Origin of the sequence: Shuttleworthella sp. MSX8B (assembly GCF_000524295.1) — a bacterium.
In the GTDB taxonomy this organism is placed as follows: Bacteria; Bacillota; Clostridia; order Lachnospirales; family Lachnospiraceae; genus Shuttleworthia; species Shuttleworthia satelles.
In genome coordinates, this window is sequence record NZ_JAQT01000006.1 from 1 (window position 1) to 14,049 (window position 14,049).

13 protein-coding genes and 1 tRNA gene are annotated in these 14,049 nt (G+C 49.9%); 5 read left to right on the forward strand and 9 right to left on the reverse strand.

Translation table 11 applies throughout. The features are described from left to right. Window positions 1-182: 182 nt before the first annotated feature. From HMPREF1508_RS00805 to dnaA, 9 genes are all read right to left on the reverse strand, one after another. A tRNA-Ser gene (locus tag HMPREF1508_RS00805) sits at window positions 183-270 on the reverse strand. Between the two features lie 137 nt (window positions 271-407). Next, window positions 408-1,001: a Fe-S-containing hydro-lyase gene (locus HMPREF1508_RS00810; RefSeq protein WP_044958582.1), complete on the reverse strand. Its 594-nt coding sequence runs from the start codon at window positions 999-1,001 to the stop codon at window positions 408-410. A 277-nt stretch (window positions 1,002-1,278) separates the two neighbouring features. After that, window positions 1,279-2,124, reverse strand: coding sequence for a fumarate hydratase (locus HMPREF1508_RS00815; protein ID WP_044958584.1), 846 nt, complete (start codon window positions 2,122-2,124; stop codon window positions 1,279-1,281). Between the two features lie 313 nt (window positions 2,125-2,437). Continuing rightward, window positions 2,438-5,077 carry a DNA gyrase subunit A gene (gene gyrA / locus HMPREF1508_RS00820; protein WP_044958666.1) on the reverse strand — a complete coding sequence of 880 codons (2,640 nt, stop codon included), beginning with the start codon at window positions 5,075-5,077 and terminating at the stop codon, window positions 2,438-2,440. A 20-nt stretch (window positions 5,078-5,097) separates the two neighbouring features. Beyond that, on the reverse strand, window positions 5,098-7,026 hold the full coding sequence (gene gyrB / locus HMPREF1508_RS00825; RefSeq protein WP_006906611.1) for a DNA topoisomerase (ATP-hydrolyzing) subunit B: 1,929 nt from the start codon (window positions 7,024-7,026) through the stop codon (window positions 5,098-5,100). Then, the gene (gene recF, locus HMPREF1508_RS00830) at window positions 7,027-8,124 is read right to left on the reverse strand and encodes a DNA replication/repair protein RecF (protein WP_044958588.1); all 1,098 of its coding nucleotides are present in this window, start codon (window positions 8,122-8,124) and stop codon (window positions 7,027-7,029) included. Continuing rightward, window positions 8,124-8,339: an RNA-binding S4 domain-containing protein gene (locus HMPREF1508_RS00835; RefSeq protein WP_006906609.1), complete on the reverse strand. Its 216-nt coding sequence runs from the start codon at window positions 8,337-8,339 to the stop codon at window positions 8,124-8,126. Before HMPREF1508_RS00835 ends, recF begins: the two co-directional genes overlap by 1 nt. 60 nt (window positions 8,340-8,399) lie before the next feature. Further along, a complete protein-coding gene (dnaN, locus tag HMPREF1508_RS00840; protein WP_044958590.1) occupies window positions 8,400-9,506 on the reverse strand; it encodes a DNA polymerase III subunit beta in 1,107 nt (368 codons plus the stop codon). 333 nt (window positions 9,507-9,839) lie between these two features. Next, window positions 9,840-11,210 carry a chromosomal replication initiator protein DnaA gene (gene dnaA / locus HMPREF1508_RS00845; RefSeq protein WP_044958592.1) on the reverse strand — a complete coding sequence of 457 codons (1,371 nt, stop codon included), beginning with the start codon at window positions 11,208-11,210 and terminating at the stop codon, window positions 9,840-9,842. A 287-nt stretch (window positions 11,211-11,497) separates the two neighbouring features. Between dnaA and HMPREF1508_RS10320 the strand changes: the two genes are divergently transcribed. The 5 genes from HMPREF1508_RS10320 (at window position 11,498) to HMPREF1508_RS00860 (ending at window position 14,039) form a co-directional block, all read left to right on the forward strand. Continuing rightward, complete coding sequence (locus HMPREF1508_RS10320) at window positions 11,498-11,734, forward strand: hypothetical protein (protein ID WP_198015530.1); 237 nt, start codon at window positions 11,498-11,500, stop codon at window positions 11,732-11,734. A gap of 13 nt (window positions 11,735-11,747) precedes the next feature. Further along, a complete protein-coding gene (gene rpmH, locus HMPREF1508_RS00850; protein WP_044958594.1) occupies window positions 11,748-11,891 on the forward strand; it encodes a 50S ribosomal protein L34 in 144 nt (47 codons plus the stop codon). Between the two features lie 72 nt (window positions 11,892-11,963). Next, window positions 11,964-12,314, forward strand: a complete 351-nt coding sequence (gene rnpA, locus HMPREF1508_RS00855; RefSeq protein WP_044958596.1) for a ribonuclease P protein component — start codon at window positions 11,964-11,966, stop codon at window positions 12,312-12,314. After that, the gene (gene yidD / locus HMPREF1508_RS09810) at window positions 12,311-12,586 is read left to right on the forward strand and encodes a membrane protein insertion efficiency factor YidD (RefSeq protein WP_006906604.1); all 276 of its coding nucleotides are present in this window, start codon (window positions 12,311-12,313) and stop codon (window positions 12,584-12,586) included. Before rnpA ends, yidD begins: the two co-directional genes overlap by 4 nt. A 166-nt stretch (window positions 12,587-12,752) precedes the next feature. Beyond that, window positions 12,753-14,039: a YidC/Oxa1 family membrane protein insertase gene (locus HMPREF1508_RS00860; protein ID WP_044958597.1), complete on the forward strand. Its 1,287-nt coding sequence runs from the start codon at window positions 12,753-12,755 to the stop codon at window positions 14,037-14,039. The last annotated feature ends 10 nt before the right edge of the window (window positions 14,040-14,049 follow it).

Consider the following 14,049-nt stretch of genomic DNA (forward strand, 5'->3'; position numbering starts at 1 on the left):
CGCTTTGATTCTCTTAGAATCTTTCAAGGTTGTTTCATTGTTCAGTTATCAAGGTTCTTGCTGCCTTCTGAAGAGACAGCTTTTAGATAATACCAAGGCATCGATTCCGCGTCAAGAAAAAATCGTGAAAAAACTATGTTTTCTTGTCATAAAAAAGAGACAGGCACTTCCTGTCTCTTCAACGGAGAAGGAGGGATTTGAACCCTCGCGCCAGTTTCCCGACCTACACCCTTAGCAGGGGCGCCTCTTCAGCCTCTTGAGTACTTCTCCAGACGCTTCTTTCGAATCGTTATGCTGCCGCTTTTCACGACTTTCTCAGTTTAATCGAGCTGGTTCTCTTTGTCAATGTGTTTCTCCCCATCCCTGAATTGCCGGACCTGCACAGAAGCTGAATTGCCGGAAATGCCCTAAATACCAAACTTGCTGCCAACGTCGCCTGTACCACCGAAATCGTCTGCGTATTCTCGGCTTGCCGCTTCATAGAGATTATTGCCCTTGCAGTCAACAAGGACCACCAAGGGAAGAGCTTCTACTGTGATCCGGCGAATCGCCTCTGCTCCCAGATCCTCATAGCAGACAATCTCTGATTTTCGGATGCACTTGGACAAGAGCGCTCCTGCTCCTCCGACTGCTGCAAAATAGATCGCGTGATCCCTGACAATCGCGTCCAAAACTTCTTGGCTGCGCTTTCCCTTTCCAACCATGCCCTTTAAACCCAGATCCAACAGAGTTGGTGTGTACTTATCCATCCGGCTGGCAGTTGTCGGTCCGGCGGATCCGATAATCTGTCCCTTTCTGGCCGGTGAGGGACCCATGTAGTAAATCGTTTCTCCCTCCAAGGAAATCGGGAGCTTCTTACCTGCCTTTATCAAATCCATCAGTCTTTTATGCGCCGCGTCCCGCGCTACATAGAGATCCCCCTTCAGGTATACATAGTCTCCTGCTCTGAGCTTCTCTATGACCTCATCTCGCAGCGGGAGCCTGATTTTTATTTCCTGCATCTTATTCCTGACCTCTCAAATCATAAAGTCCCTGTTTCTTCGTCAAAATCGCTTTCTAAGAGAGAAAATCCTCTTCCAAGGAAACCCGTCGCAGAAGCAAATATTCCCGTCAGATTTTTATACCCATTCGGCTCAGATCACCTGTACCGCATGCCTGCGATACAGACTACCTGCACTGCATGCCCGCAGATCAGATGATCCGCACCCTATCCCTGCGACTTAGGTCATCTGCACTACATGCCCGCAGACCAGATGATCCGTACCCTATCCCTGCGACTCAGATCACCCGCACCGCACGCCGGTTGACATGACAGCAGATATTGACTGCCACCGGCAAACCCGCGATATGGGTCGGATAGGTATTGATATTAACTCCCATTGCTGTGACGCGGCCGCCCAGTCCGCCGGGGCCGATTCCCAGTCCATTGATCTTCGCCAGCATTTCTCTCTCAAGATCGGCCACCCAGGGAATTTCTGAAGATGAATCCAAATCTCTGGTCAGCGCTTCCTTTGCCATGAGGGCACATTTTTCAAATGTCCCCCCTATGCCAACGCCCACAACCATGGGAGGGCAGGCATTAGGCCCTGCCTCGCGAACAGCCGCTAAAATCGCCTCTCTGACCCCGTCCAGGCCATCTGCCGGCTTGAGCATAAAGATTCGGCTCATGTTCTCAGACCCGAAACCCTTTGGGGCAAGCGTAATTTTAATCTGATCTCCCGGAACCAGCTTTACATAGAGGACCGCCGGCGTATTATCCCCTGTATTCTCCCTTAAAATGGGATCTCTCACAACCGACTTGCGCAGGTATCCCTCCCTATATCCCCTCCGAACACCTTCGTCGACTGCCTCTCTTAAATCCCCGTCGATCAGATGTACATCCTGTCCGACCTCCAGAAAGACCACCGCCATGCCGGTATCCTGGCAGATGGGAATTTGCTCCTGACCCGCAATTTCAAGATTCTCCTCCAGCTGTTCCAGGACCTTTTTGCCCAGAGGAGAGATCTCCTCTTTCCCTGCCCGGGCAAGTCCCTTCTGCATATCCGAACTGAGACTGATATTGGCTTCTATGCACATTTGACAAATATTCCGGCTGATCTGATGAACTGGTATTTCCCTGATCATAAGCACTCCATAGCTGCTGCGACAACATCGACCTTCACAGGCCTATTTTACAACGATTCTATCAAATGTCTTTTCCTGCAGAAGGCTCTCTCATCCATCATTCTATTATCATAAACTATGAAATTTACATCTTCGAGCATTCTCTAAACAAAAGGGAGAGCAAAAGACCTGCTTCTGCTCTCCTTTGCTTTGCGGTTTCCTATCTCAGCAAGGGACCTTATTCGGCCGTCCATTGTGCGGCCGTTCCATGTGATATCTACCCTTTTCGGATTATTACCGAAAAGGGCGTCTGTCAAAACGATTGGCGCCTTCTTTATTCTTCCTCTTCAGAATCATCTTCCCGCGCGCTCTGATCTTCTTCTGCTCTGACCAGAAGATCCTCCAGGGAATGATCCGCATCCGCCGATTCCTGATTCTCTCTCTCCTGATCGCTGTCGACTGACAGGCCATCTCCCATACTCTCAGAAGTATCCTCATCCTCTAAGGGGAGATCCTCCCTCTGTACAACGGAAATGCTTGCCACCTCGTCGTCTCCCTTGAGATCAATTAGCTTGACCCCGGACGTAATCCGGCCTAAGAGGGCTGTATCCGCGATATTAATCCGGATGATGGTGCCGGCCCGATTAATCAGCATGAGCTGGTTGTCCTTATCGACTGACTTAACGCCGACCAGATCTCCGGTCTTCTCGGTGATCTTATAGCACTTCACGCCTTTGCCACCCCTGTGATGCGAGGGGAACTCCTCTGTCAGCGTACATTTTCCAAGACCCCGCTGAGATACCAGTACCAGGGATTCTCCCTGGCTGGCCAACTGCATGGCGATAACGCAGTCCTGGTCGGACAGATTGATTCCGATCACACCCATGGTACTTCTTCCCGTGCCTCTGACATCCGACTCATGGAAGCGGACGCACTGGCCGAAGCGGGTGAAAAGCATGACTTCGTCTGTGTCGTCGGTCAGCTTGACTTCAATCAGACGGTCCTCGTCGCGCAGGTTGATAGCGGCCAGACCGGACTTGCGGATATTCTCATATTCCCTGAGTCTGGTCTTTTTGACGATTCCCCTCTGGGTCGCCATGAAGAGATACTTATCCTCGTCCTCCCCCGGAACAACGGGAATCATAGATGTAATGGTCTCATCCGGCATCAGCTGCAGGAGGTTGACAATCGCCGTTCCCCGGGCAGTCCTGGAGGCCTCCGGTATCTCGTAGGCCTTGAGACGATAGACTCTTCCCTTGTTGGTAAAGAAATACAGGAAATTGTGAGACCTGGTCTGAATCAACTCCACTATGTAGTCATCCTTGATGGTCTCCATTCCCTTGATTCCCTTGCCCCCGCGGTGCTGGGCCCGGAAATTGTCAGCGGACATGCGCTTGATATAGCCAAACTTGGTGAAGGTGATGATGGGATGCGTAACCGGGATCAGGTCCTCGGCGCTGATATCATCATCGTCAAAACCGATCTGTGTGCGGCGGTCATCACCATACTTGTCGGCGATCTCCTGCATTTCCTCCTTCACCACGGTCAAAAGCTTCTTATGGTCGGCCAGAATCCCCTTAAAATAGGCTATTTTCTCCATCAGTTCCCTGTGCTCCGCCTCCAGCTTCTCCCTTTCCAAACCTGTCAGGGCGCGAAGACGCATATCAACGATAGCCTGGGCCTGGGCCTCGGACAGGGCAAACCGCCCCATCAGCTGTTCTTTTGCAATAGCGACGGATTTCGAGGACCGGATGATTTTGATGACCTCGTCGATATTGTCCAGGGCCGTAAGCAGACCCTGTAAGATATGGTCTCTCTCCTGGGCCTTGTTTAAATCAAACCTGGTCCGGCGGGTAACTACATCCTCCTGGTGGAGAATGTAGTGATCTAAAACCTCCTTTAAGGACATGATCCTGGGCTGATTGCCGACCAGAGCCAGCATGATAACCCCGTAGGAATCCTGCAGCTGGGTCTGCTTATAGAGCTTATTGAGCATGACATTGGGATTGATATCCTTGCGAAGCTCAATCACGACCCGCATTCCCTCGCGGGATGTCTCGTCCCGAAGGGCGGTGATCCCGTCCAGGCGCTTGTCCTTGACCATGTCGGCGATCTTCTCGATCATGCGGGCCTTGTTGACCCCATAGGGGATCTCAGACACGATGATCCTGTGCTTGCCGTTGTCCATCGGCTCAATATCAGCTACCGCGCGAACCTTGATCTTTCCCCTGCCGGTCCGATAAGCCTCCTCAATGCCGGCCCTGCCGAGGATGATGCCCCCGGTGGGAAAATCCGGTCCCTTGACGATTCCCAGGATCTCGGAAATGTCCGTGCTCCGGTCCTCTTCCACCCGATTGTCAATGATCTTGACGCAGGCGGCAATGACTTCCCTCAAATTGTGGGGGGGAATATTGGTCGCCATACCGACCGCGATGCCGGTTGTCCCGTTGACCAGGAGATTCGGAAGGCGGGCAGGCAGTACGACCGGCTCCTTCTCCGTCTCATCAAAGTTGGGAATAAAGTCCACGGTATCTTTATTGATATCCGCCATCATGGCCATGGATATCTTGGACAGACGGGCCTCTGTGTACCGCATGGCCGCGGCCCCGTCGCCGTCAATCGATCCAAAGTTACCATGTCCGTCCACTAAGATATTGCGCATGGACCAGGGCTGGGCCATATTGACCAGGGCTCCGTAGATGGAGGAATCCCCGTGCGGGTGATATTTACCCATGGTATCGCCGACAATACGGGCGCATTTTCGATGCGGCTTATCGGGTGTGTTATTCAGCTCGATCATGGAGTAGAGAACACGCCTCTGCACCGGTTTTAACCCGTCCCTGACATCGGGAAGCGCTCTGGCCGCAATGACGGACATGGCGTAGTCGATGTAAGAGGTCTCCATCGTTGATTTCAGGTCGACCTCCTGAATCGTATCAGATCGGACGGTCTGGTCGAAGATATCATCTCCCATTTCTGCCATTGTATTCCTCCTTACTGAATATCCAGGGTCGCGTACTTCGCGTTCTCCTCAATGAACTCACGGCGGGGCTCGACTTCCTCACCCATGAGGGTGGAGAAGGTCAGATTGATTTCCGCCTCATCGTCGTCAATCACCTGCACCCTCTTTAAAATACGGGTATCCGGATCCATGGTCGTCTCCCAGAGCTGCTGTGCGTCCATCTCTCCCAGTCCCTTATAGCGCTGAATCTTAATCGAATTGTCCCTGCCGATCCGATTCAGAATATTGTTCTGCTCTTCATCGGAATAGGCATACCACTCCTTGCGATTCTTCTCAATCTTGTAGAGGGGAGGGGTTGCCAGATAGACATTGCCCTGGCGGATCAACTCCGGCATAAAGCGGTAGAGGAAGGTCAGCATCAGCGTCGCGATATGGGCTCCGTCCACATCCGCATCGGTCATAATGATGATCTTGTGATAGCGGAGCTTTTCAATGTCGAATTCATCGTGAATTCCTGTCCCGAATGCCGTGATCATGGCCTTGATCTCCGCGTTGCCGTAAATCCGGTCTTCCCTGGCCTTCTCGACATTCAATATCTTGCCCCTCAAGGGAAGGATCGCCTGGGTTCTGCGGTTTCTGGCCTCCTTGGCGGAGCCTCCCGCAGAATCTCCCTCGACAATAAAAATCTCGCACTCGGCAGGATCCTTAGAAGAGCAGTCGGCCAGCTTACCGGGCAGAGCCGCCCCGTCCAGGGGAGATTTGCGCCTGGTCAAATCGCGGGCCTTTCTCGCGGCTTCCCTGGCCCTCTGCGCCAGCTGGGACTTTTCCACAATCAGACGGGCCGCCTGTGGATTCTGCTCCAGAAAATAGGTCAACTGCTCGGTCACGACAGCCTGTACCGCGCCCCTGGCCTCAGAGTTGCCCAGCTTTTGCTTGGTCTGTCCCTCAAACTGGGGATCCTCAATCTTGATACTGATCACCGATGTCAGCCCCTCGCGGATATCATCGCTGTCAAGCTTCTCCGTATCCTTGATCAGTTTATTCTCGTGGGCATAGGAGTTGAATACATTGGTCACCGCCGCCTTAAAGCCGGTAACCTGGGTGCCTCCCTCCGGCGTAATAATATTATTGACGAAGGAATAGCAGGCCTCCTTATAGGCGTCGTTGTGCTGCATGGCAACCTCGACGTAGACCCCGTTGCTGGTTCCCTCACAGTAAATGACGTCCCGATAAAGGGGCTTGTCCCCGCGGTTCAGATAGCTGACGAACTCCTTGATCCCGCCCTCGTAGTAAAAGGAGTCCTCGCGGACCTCTTCTTCTCTCTCATCTCGAAGAGAAATCCGCAGGCCCTTGGTCAAGAAGGCAGTCTCTCTCAATCTCCTCCGCAAGACGCCGTAATCGAATTCGGTCGTCTCAAAAATCCTGTCATCCGGAAGAAAGGTGACCTTGGTTCCCGTCTCCGAGGGATCACAGGATCCGACCACCTTGAGAGAACCCATCGTCTTCCCTCTCTCATAGCGCTGCCGCCAGATTTTTCCGTCGCGGCGAATCTCGACCTCAAGCCAAAGAGAAAGCGCGTTGACCACAGAGGCTCCCACCCCGTGCAAGCCGCCGGAAACCTTATATCCGCCGCCGCCGAATTTGCCGCCCGCATGAAGAATGGTAAATACGACTTCCACTGCCGGAATACCGGCCTTGTGATTAATCCCGGTGGGAATACCCCGCCCATCATCGACCACAGTCACCGAGTTTCCCCTGTTAATCGTGACGCGGATGTGATGACAGTAGCCTGCCAGGGCCTCATCCACAGAGTTATCCACAATCTCATAGACCAGATGATGAAGTCCTTGCGCCGAAGTGGAACCAATATACATACCCGGCCGCTTTCGGACCGCTTCCAATCCCTCCAGAATCTGGATCTGATCTGCTCCGTATTCCTGCTGTGCCATTTCTTCCTCCATTCAATTTGCAATCTTCTCGCGAAGAAATGCCTGCCCGTTCGAAATCTCATAGACCCGGTGGACAGAGAATTTATTTTTCACAAACTCATCCAAGCCGGTACAGCTGATGATGGTCTGTATATCATTGATCGACTCCAGAAGATAATTCTGCCGATTTGAGTCCAACTCGGAGAGAACATCGTCTAAGAGCAGGATGGGCTTTTCCCCTCTTTTGGTCTCCATCATTTGAATCTCGGCCAGCTTCAGAGAGAGGGCGCAGGTCCTCTGCTGCCCCTGAGACCCAAACCTGCGGATATCGACGGAAGCAATCGAGAGCTTCAGATCATCCCGGTGAGGACCTACCGTCGTCGTTCCCATCCGCATATCCCTGTCCCTTGCGCGAAAGAGCTCATCCTCAAAGAAGGTATCGTCGATATTCGGCTCATAGGCGAGCAGCAGATCTTCGATCCCCCCCGAGAGTTTTCGGTGGATTCCCCGGACAATCGGAATCAAATCTGCAATAAATTCCCGCCTGCGGGCGATCAGCCTCTTGCCATAATTGACCAATTGCCCATCCCAGACATCCAGAGTTTCTCTCAGTTCAGGATGATCAAGAATTCCCTTGAGAAGACTGTTACGCTGATTGAGCGCTTTGTTGTAATTACTCAAATCCGACAGATAGATCCGGTCAATTTGAGACAGCTCCGCGTTGATAAAATGCCTGCGCTCCGCCGGACCGTTTTTTACGATGTTCAAGTCCTCCGGTGAAAAGAAAATAATTCCCAGAAGCCCGAAGAGGTCGCTCGCCTTTTTGACCGGCACGCCGTTGATGGCAATCCCCTTGCTCTTGGCCTGGCGGATATGAATATCGACGCAGTAGGATAGATCATTCTTGCGCACATTTGTGCGGATATGCGCTTCCTCTTGTCCAAAGCGAATCAACTCCCGATCCCTGGCGGTTCGATGGGATCTGCTAGTTCCGCTGAGATAGATGGACTCTAAGATATTTGTCTTTCCCTGGGCGTTATCTCCAAAGAGGATGTTTGTCCCCCTGTCAAACTCCATCTCAAGCGACCTGTAATTCCTGTAATTGGACAGTTCAATTGACTGGATATACATCACTTGACAACCACAAAGGTCCGGCCCTCAAAGGTTACCTGATCTCCCTCATAAAGCTTGCGGCCACGCCTGCTGTCGACCTGACCGTTCACTTGAACCTGACCGTCCTGAATGAGAAACTTGGCGTCCAGTCCTGAACTGACAATGCCGGCCTTCTTCATCATCTGACCTAATTTGATAAAGTCTTCACCCTCGCGAAGAGCAACTTCCTGCATTTTTACTCCTTACTCTCCTGTTCCGCCATCGCCATCATTTCTCCTGTCACCAATACATGCTCAGGCCGCGTTAAAGTTCACGGGCAAAATCAGATAGAGGAACTTATTATCATCATCCTTGATAAAACAGGGAGCCTTGGGATTTACCATATAAATCGTGATCTCCTCGTCGTCGATATTTCGCAGGGCGTCTATGAAAAATTTGGGGTTAAATCCGATCAGAATATCTCTGCCCTCTTTGTCAATGGCTATATTCTCATTCATGGAACCGATGAAGGACTGGATGTTAAGCTCCATATTTCCATCCGTCACATTCATAATGATCGGCTTCTTATCTCCCGGATTGACCAGCAGGGTAGCGCGGTCGATACACTCGAGCAGTTCTCTCTTGGAAATACGGATTTTCGTCTCATAATCAGAGGAGAGCATCTGCTCGATTTTGAAGTACTCTCCGTCAATCAGACGCGATACCACGGTTGTCTGACCGAACTCGAAGATGATGTGATTCTCCGTGATATAAATCATCACATTCTCCTCATAGGATCCCGGAATGATCTTGGATATCTCGTTTAACGTCTTGCCGGGAACAACCACCTTATAATCCGGACACTCAGATTTAAGTTCAATATTGCGGATGGAAATGCGGTGTCCGTCCAGAGATACGACTCTCATACGGCTGCCGCGAATTTCAAAGAGCTCTCCGGTCATAAGCTTGTTGTTTTCATTGTCGGCAATCGAGAAGATGGTCTGACGGATGACCTCCTTCAGCGTGAACTCAGAGATCACCACCGGCTCATTTCTGGGAATGACAGGAAGGTAGGCAAAGTTCTCACCATCCATCCCATTGATATTAAAGTTGGCCTTCTCGCATGAAATATTGGCCTGAAAGGATTCGCCCGTTGTAATCACCACCTGACTGTCCGGCAGCTTCTTTACAATATTGGAAAAAATGGAGGCGTCGAGAGCGATAATCCCCCTCTCCTCGATTCTTCCCTCAATGATTGTCTCGATTCCGATTTCCATGTCATTGGCCATCAGCTTAATCTGATTTGCAGAGGCATCAATTAGGATGCACTGGAGAATCGGCATCGTTGTTCTGGTGGGAACTGCCTTCGTGACGATATTGACTCCCTTGACCAGTTCTGCTTGGGAACATGTGATCTTCATAAAAAACTCCTTTCCTGGCGACGATGAATACAGTGAATAACTCTTTTTTCTGAATTGTCGTTTTTATATATATAATTAAAAAATTAAGTATTCATAATAGGGGCTGTGGATATGTGACTATGTCGCGCATTCCCTATTTTAAAGGCAATGGAGAGGATCTGCTCCTGTGGACAGACCGGGGATCCAAATCGGAATAAATCGAAGCTTCTGTGGATGGACTAGAAGAAAATAGCCTTAGTCCATTTCCTTCCACAGAAGTGTTTGTGTTTTATACACAATTTCTGTGGACAGGTTGCCTGTTTACGGCGATCGAATCTTCGCGCAGTGAGAGAATCAACTGGGATTCAGCTTCTTGCGGATGGCGTCAATCTGTTTGTGGAGCTCCTCATCGGAATTATATTCATCGGCGATCTTGTTGGCGCCGTGGATAATGGTAGAGTGGTCTCGTCCTCCCAGAAGGGAACCGATCGCTTCCAGAGGAGAGGAAGTCATGTCCTTGCAGAGGTACATGGCAATCTGTCTGGGCTTGGCCACAGCCGAAGACCGGTTCTTGGAGATCATCTGGTCAACAGAGATCTGATAGTGTTCAGAGACCATTTCAATAATCAGCTGAGGCGTGATCTCCCGGGGGGTATCCGGAGAGATGATATTCTGCAGCTCCCGACTGGCAATCTCCATTGTAATTGTCGTCTTCTCCAGGTTGGAGTAGGCGATCAGCTTGTTGAGAGCTCCCTCCAGCTCACGGATGTTTGATTTGATATTGGAAGCAATGTAATCCAGAATCTCATCGGGCAGGGAGAAACGATCCATCTCGCAGCGTCTTCGCAGGATGGCCATACGGGTCTCATAGTCGGGAGAGCCGACATCAGCCATCAGTCCCCATTCAAAGCGAGAGCGAATCCGGGTATCCAAGGTCTCCATTTCCTTGGGAGGTCGATCCGAGGTCAGAACGATCTGCTTGCCGGCGGAATGCAGGGCGTTGAAGGTGTGGAAGAATTCCTCCTGCGTGGACTCCTTGCCTATGATGAACTGAATATCGTCGATCAGGAGAATATCCACCGTCCGGTACTTGTCACGGAAACGGGACATTGAACCGGAGGAGTTATTGCGGATAGACTCGATGACCTCATTTAAAAAATCCTCGGAAGTGACATAGAGAACCTTCTTGGAAGGACTGTCCTGTAGAATAAAATTGCCGATGGCATGCATGAGATGGGTCTTGCCCAGCCCGGGACCTCCGTAAATAAAGAGGGGGTTGTAGGCCTGTCCCGGAGATTCCGCAACGGCCAGAGAAGCTGTCTGCGCAAAGCGGTTATTGGCCCCGACAACGAAGGTATCGAAGGTATAGCGGGGGTTGAGGTGTGAGGAGAGAAAATTCTCACGATCCGCCGGACGGTGTCCCTGGCTGACAACGTCACTGGGTTTTAAGTTTGTTGCCTGCCCCGGGAGAATAAACTGTAAGTGATATTCCTTTCCGGTGATCTCCGCAATTGTGACTTTGAGGGGGAGCTCATATTTCTTGCTGATGTAGTTCAGACTCATCTGGTTGGATTCGTCTGTTGGAAAGAGAATGACCAGAGTATCCTTCTGAACAGAGAAAATCTCCAGGGGGGCCAGCCAGGTTTTGAAAGAAATGTCTGTGATATTGTATTCTTGTTTTACTGTTTTAAGAATGTGTGCCCATTCCTTGGTCAACAGATCCATTCGGTCTTACCCCACTTCTTCGATTCCATCAGAGAATCATATATCCTTACAGAGGACGGATAGAATTCATCCGATATAACCTATTATAATAGGAAGAAACTGATTCAATTCTTTATTTTTCCCTGTAACGGATCCTCATAAAAGGTCTGGCAGATCCTTATCAAAGATCCTGGTTGATCCAGGGCATACTACCTAGTTATTTTACTCCAAAACGGCTCATTTTTCAATGAAATGACAGTTTTGGAAAAAAATAGAAGAAAAGGAAAAAACAGGCCATATGGGCTTGTTTGGCCCGTCAGAAGAAGAAAAAAAGAATAGAAATAAGGCTAAACTTATCCACAATATTGATTCAGGAGAATATGCACTTATCAACAGAGGTTTCTTCATCTTCCTGTGGGGGTTTGCGGATCTTTAGCGATGAAGCACTGTTGATCCACAGTGAAACAACAGGAAATCCACTTTTTCTTGACATTTTGAGGAAAGGCCCTTATATTTGTAATGATGTTTTATCATATTTTGAGTGAAGGAGGTGTCTGAATGCATAAGGGTAAGATGACATTCCAGCCGAAGACCAGACAGAGAGCGAAAGTTCATGGTTTCCGTCAGAGAATGAGCACTGCAGGCGGACGTAAGGTTCTCGCAGCAAGAAGAGTTAAGGGTAGAAAGTCGCTTTCAGCTTGATCATAGATCAATATATGTTATGAATGCAGGACCACATCTTCATGTGGTCTTTTCTACTTTATGGGAGCTTTTATGATTTTTAGCGAATCGCTAAAGAAGAACGCTGATTTTCAGAAGGTCTATAAAGAGCACAATTCCAGGGCGAACCGTCTCCTTGTTTTGTATGTAAGGGCCAATGACCTGGGACGAAATCGCCTGGGAATCTCTGTTTCCAGAAAGGTTGGAAACAGTGTGGTTCGACATCATTTGACGAGATTGATCAGAGAAGCCTATCGACTGCATGAAGCTTCCTTTCAGATCGGCTGGGACATGGTAGTTGTCGCGCGTAAGCAGGCCGGGGATGCTGACTTTCATCAGATGGAATCCGCGTTCTTACATATCGCGCGCCTTCAGAAGCTGATTACGGAGGCAGATCAGGTATGAGAGAACTTCTGCTTCGATTGATTCGAATTTATCAGAAGTACATATCACCGATGAAGAGAAGCCGCTGTCCATATAGTCCGACTTGTTCTGCTTATGGCTATGAGGCAATTTCACGGCACGGGGCCCTGGTCGGGGGGCTCCTGGCAGCCTATCGTGTTTTGCGATGCAATCCTTTCTCTCACGGAGGAATTGATCCGGTACCACGGGACAGGGAAGAGATCAGACGGCGTTACAAGCTGATTTCTTTTCCGAAGAAGAATAATAAAGGATAATAAAGACTCCCGGCAGGCGTATCGCTCATTTTTCATATTTGATATGAGAAAATAAGTTTGATATGAGAAAATAAGCTTGGAGTTGAATCATAAAGCAACGCACATGCTGAGTGCGATATGAGAAAACATCAGATCATACAGGATGAAACATTGAATTGGAGGGTTTATGGCTTCAATGTATTTGACCGCCTATCAGGGCCAGATTCTTGGACCAATTGCTAGGGTTCTGGGATGGATCATGAACGGGGTCTATATCGGTTTGAGCAATGTCTTTGGAATCAAGGACATCTGGGTGACGATTGTTGTTTTCACAATCATCATATATATGGCGCTTCTGCCTCTGACCGTGCGTCAGCAAAAGTTCTCCATCCTACAGCAGAAAATCGCGCCTGAGACCAAGGCAATTCAGAAGAAATACAAGGGCAAAAGAGATCAGGCCAGCATGATGGCCCAACAGGAGGAGCAGCAGGCTCTTTATGATAAATACGGGATCAGTCCTATGGGTTCCTGCCTGCAGATGATTATTCAGCTCCCCATCCTCTTTGGTCTCTACCGTGTCATCTACAATATTCCGGCCTACATTGACAATGTCAAGGGCGTATTCTCCGGTCTGGCAAGTCAGATCATGGGCGTAGATGGCTATGCAGATGTCATGCAGACCATTTACAAGAACGCAAAGATCAATACGGTACAGGTCAACTTCCAGACGACAGATCCGACAGCGATGAGCAATTATATCATCGATGTTCTCTACAAGCTGGGTGATTCCGGCTGGTCCGCTCTGCACACTTCCTTCCCGACTCTGACTTCCGCCATTGATTCTACACACAGCGCGATGATGGGGGTAAACTACTTTTTTAATCTGAACATCTCAGAAACTCCCTGGAATCTGATCAAACAGGGATTTTTCGCCGATCAGAAGGACTGGGGACTGGTGATTGTAGCCCTTCTGATTCCGATCGCCTCATATTTCTTCCAGTTTCTCTCGATGAAATTGATGCCTACTGCCGCGGGAGCCGGCAGCGACCAGATGGAACAGCAGATGAAGATGATGAATACCATGATGCCGCTGGTATCACTGGTTATCGGATTCACTCTTCCGGTCGGCTTTGTTCTCTACTGGATCATCGGTTCCGTTGTCCGTGTCATTCAGCAGTACTTCCTCAATAAGCACTTTGAGAAGATGGATCTGCAGCAGATCATTGAAAAGAATAAGGAGAAGGCCGAGGCCAAGGCGGCCAAGCGCGGGGCCCGCAGGGATCAGATCAGAAACGCGGCTACGACCAACGCGAGAAGAAGCCTCTCTTCCAAGGCAGGCATTTCCTCCGAGAAGCAAAACGCTTTAAATCAGGCGGCTGAGAATCGGGCCAGGGCCGGTAAGAATTCCCTGGCGGCCAAGGCCAATCGAGTTCAGAAGTTTAATAATAATCAGAAGGATAAAGAGTCCGAATAATGGAGGCGCC

Bases quoted from the DNA above. Each gene is read 5' to 3' on its own strand.
- HMPREF1508_RS00835 (WP_006906609.1), bottom strand. From the start codon at position 8,339: ATGCAGGAAGTTGCTCTTCGCGAGGGTGAAGACTTTATCAAATTAGGT.
- rpmH (WP_044958594.1), top strand. From the start codon at position 11,748: ATGCATAAGGGTAAGATGACATTCCAGCCGAAGACCAGACAGAGAGCG.
- dnaA (WP_044958592.1), bottom strand. From the start codon at position 11,210: ATGGATCTGTTGACCAAGGAATGGGCACACATTCTTAAAACAGTAAAA.
- HMPREF1508_RS00860 (WP_044958597.1), top strand. From the start codon at position 12,753: ATGGCTTCAATGTATTTGACCGCCTATCAGGGCCAGATTCTTGGACCA.
- recF (WP_044958588.1), bottom strand. From the start codon at position 8,124: ATGTATATCCAGTCAATTGAACTGTCCAATTACAGGAATTACAGGTCG.
- dnaN (WP_044958590.1), bottom strand. From the start codon at position 9,506: ATGAAGATCACATGTTCCCAAGCAGAACTGGTCAAGGGAGTCAATATC.
- gyrA (WP_044958666.1), bottom strand. From the start codon at position 5,077: ATGGGAGATGATATCTTCGACCAGACCGTCCGATCTGATACGATTCAG.
- HMPREF1508_RS00815 (WP_044958584.1), bottom strand. From the start codon at position 2,124: ATGATCAGGGAAATACCAGTTCATCAGATCAGCCGGAATATTTGTCAA.
- HMPREF1508_RS00810 (WP_044958582.1), bottom strand. From the start codon at position 1,001: ATGCAGGAAATAAAAATCAGGCTCCCGCTGCGAGATGAGGTCATAGAG.
- yidD (WP_006906604.1), top strand. From the start codon at position 12,311: ATGAGAGAACTTCTGCTTCGATTGATTCGAATTTATCAGAAGTACATA.
- gyrB (WP_006906611.1), bottom strand. From the start codon at position 7,026: ATGGAGGAAGAAATGGCACAGCAGGAATACGGAGCAGATCAGATCCAG.
- rnpA (WP_044958596.1), top strand. From the start codon at position 11,964: ATGATTTTTAGCGAATCGCTAAAGAAGAACGCTGATTTTCAGAAGGTC.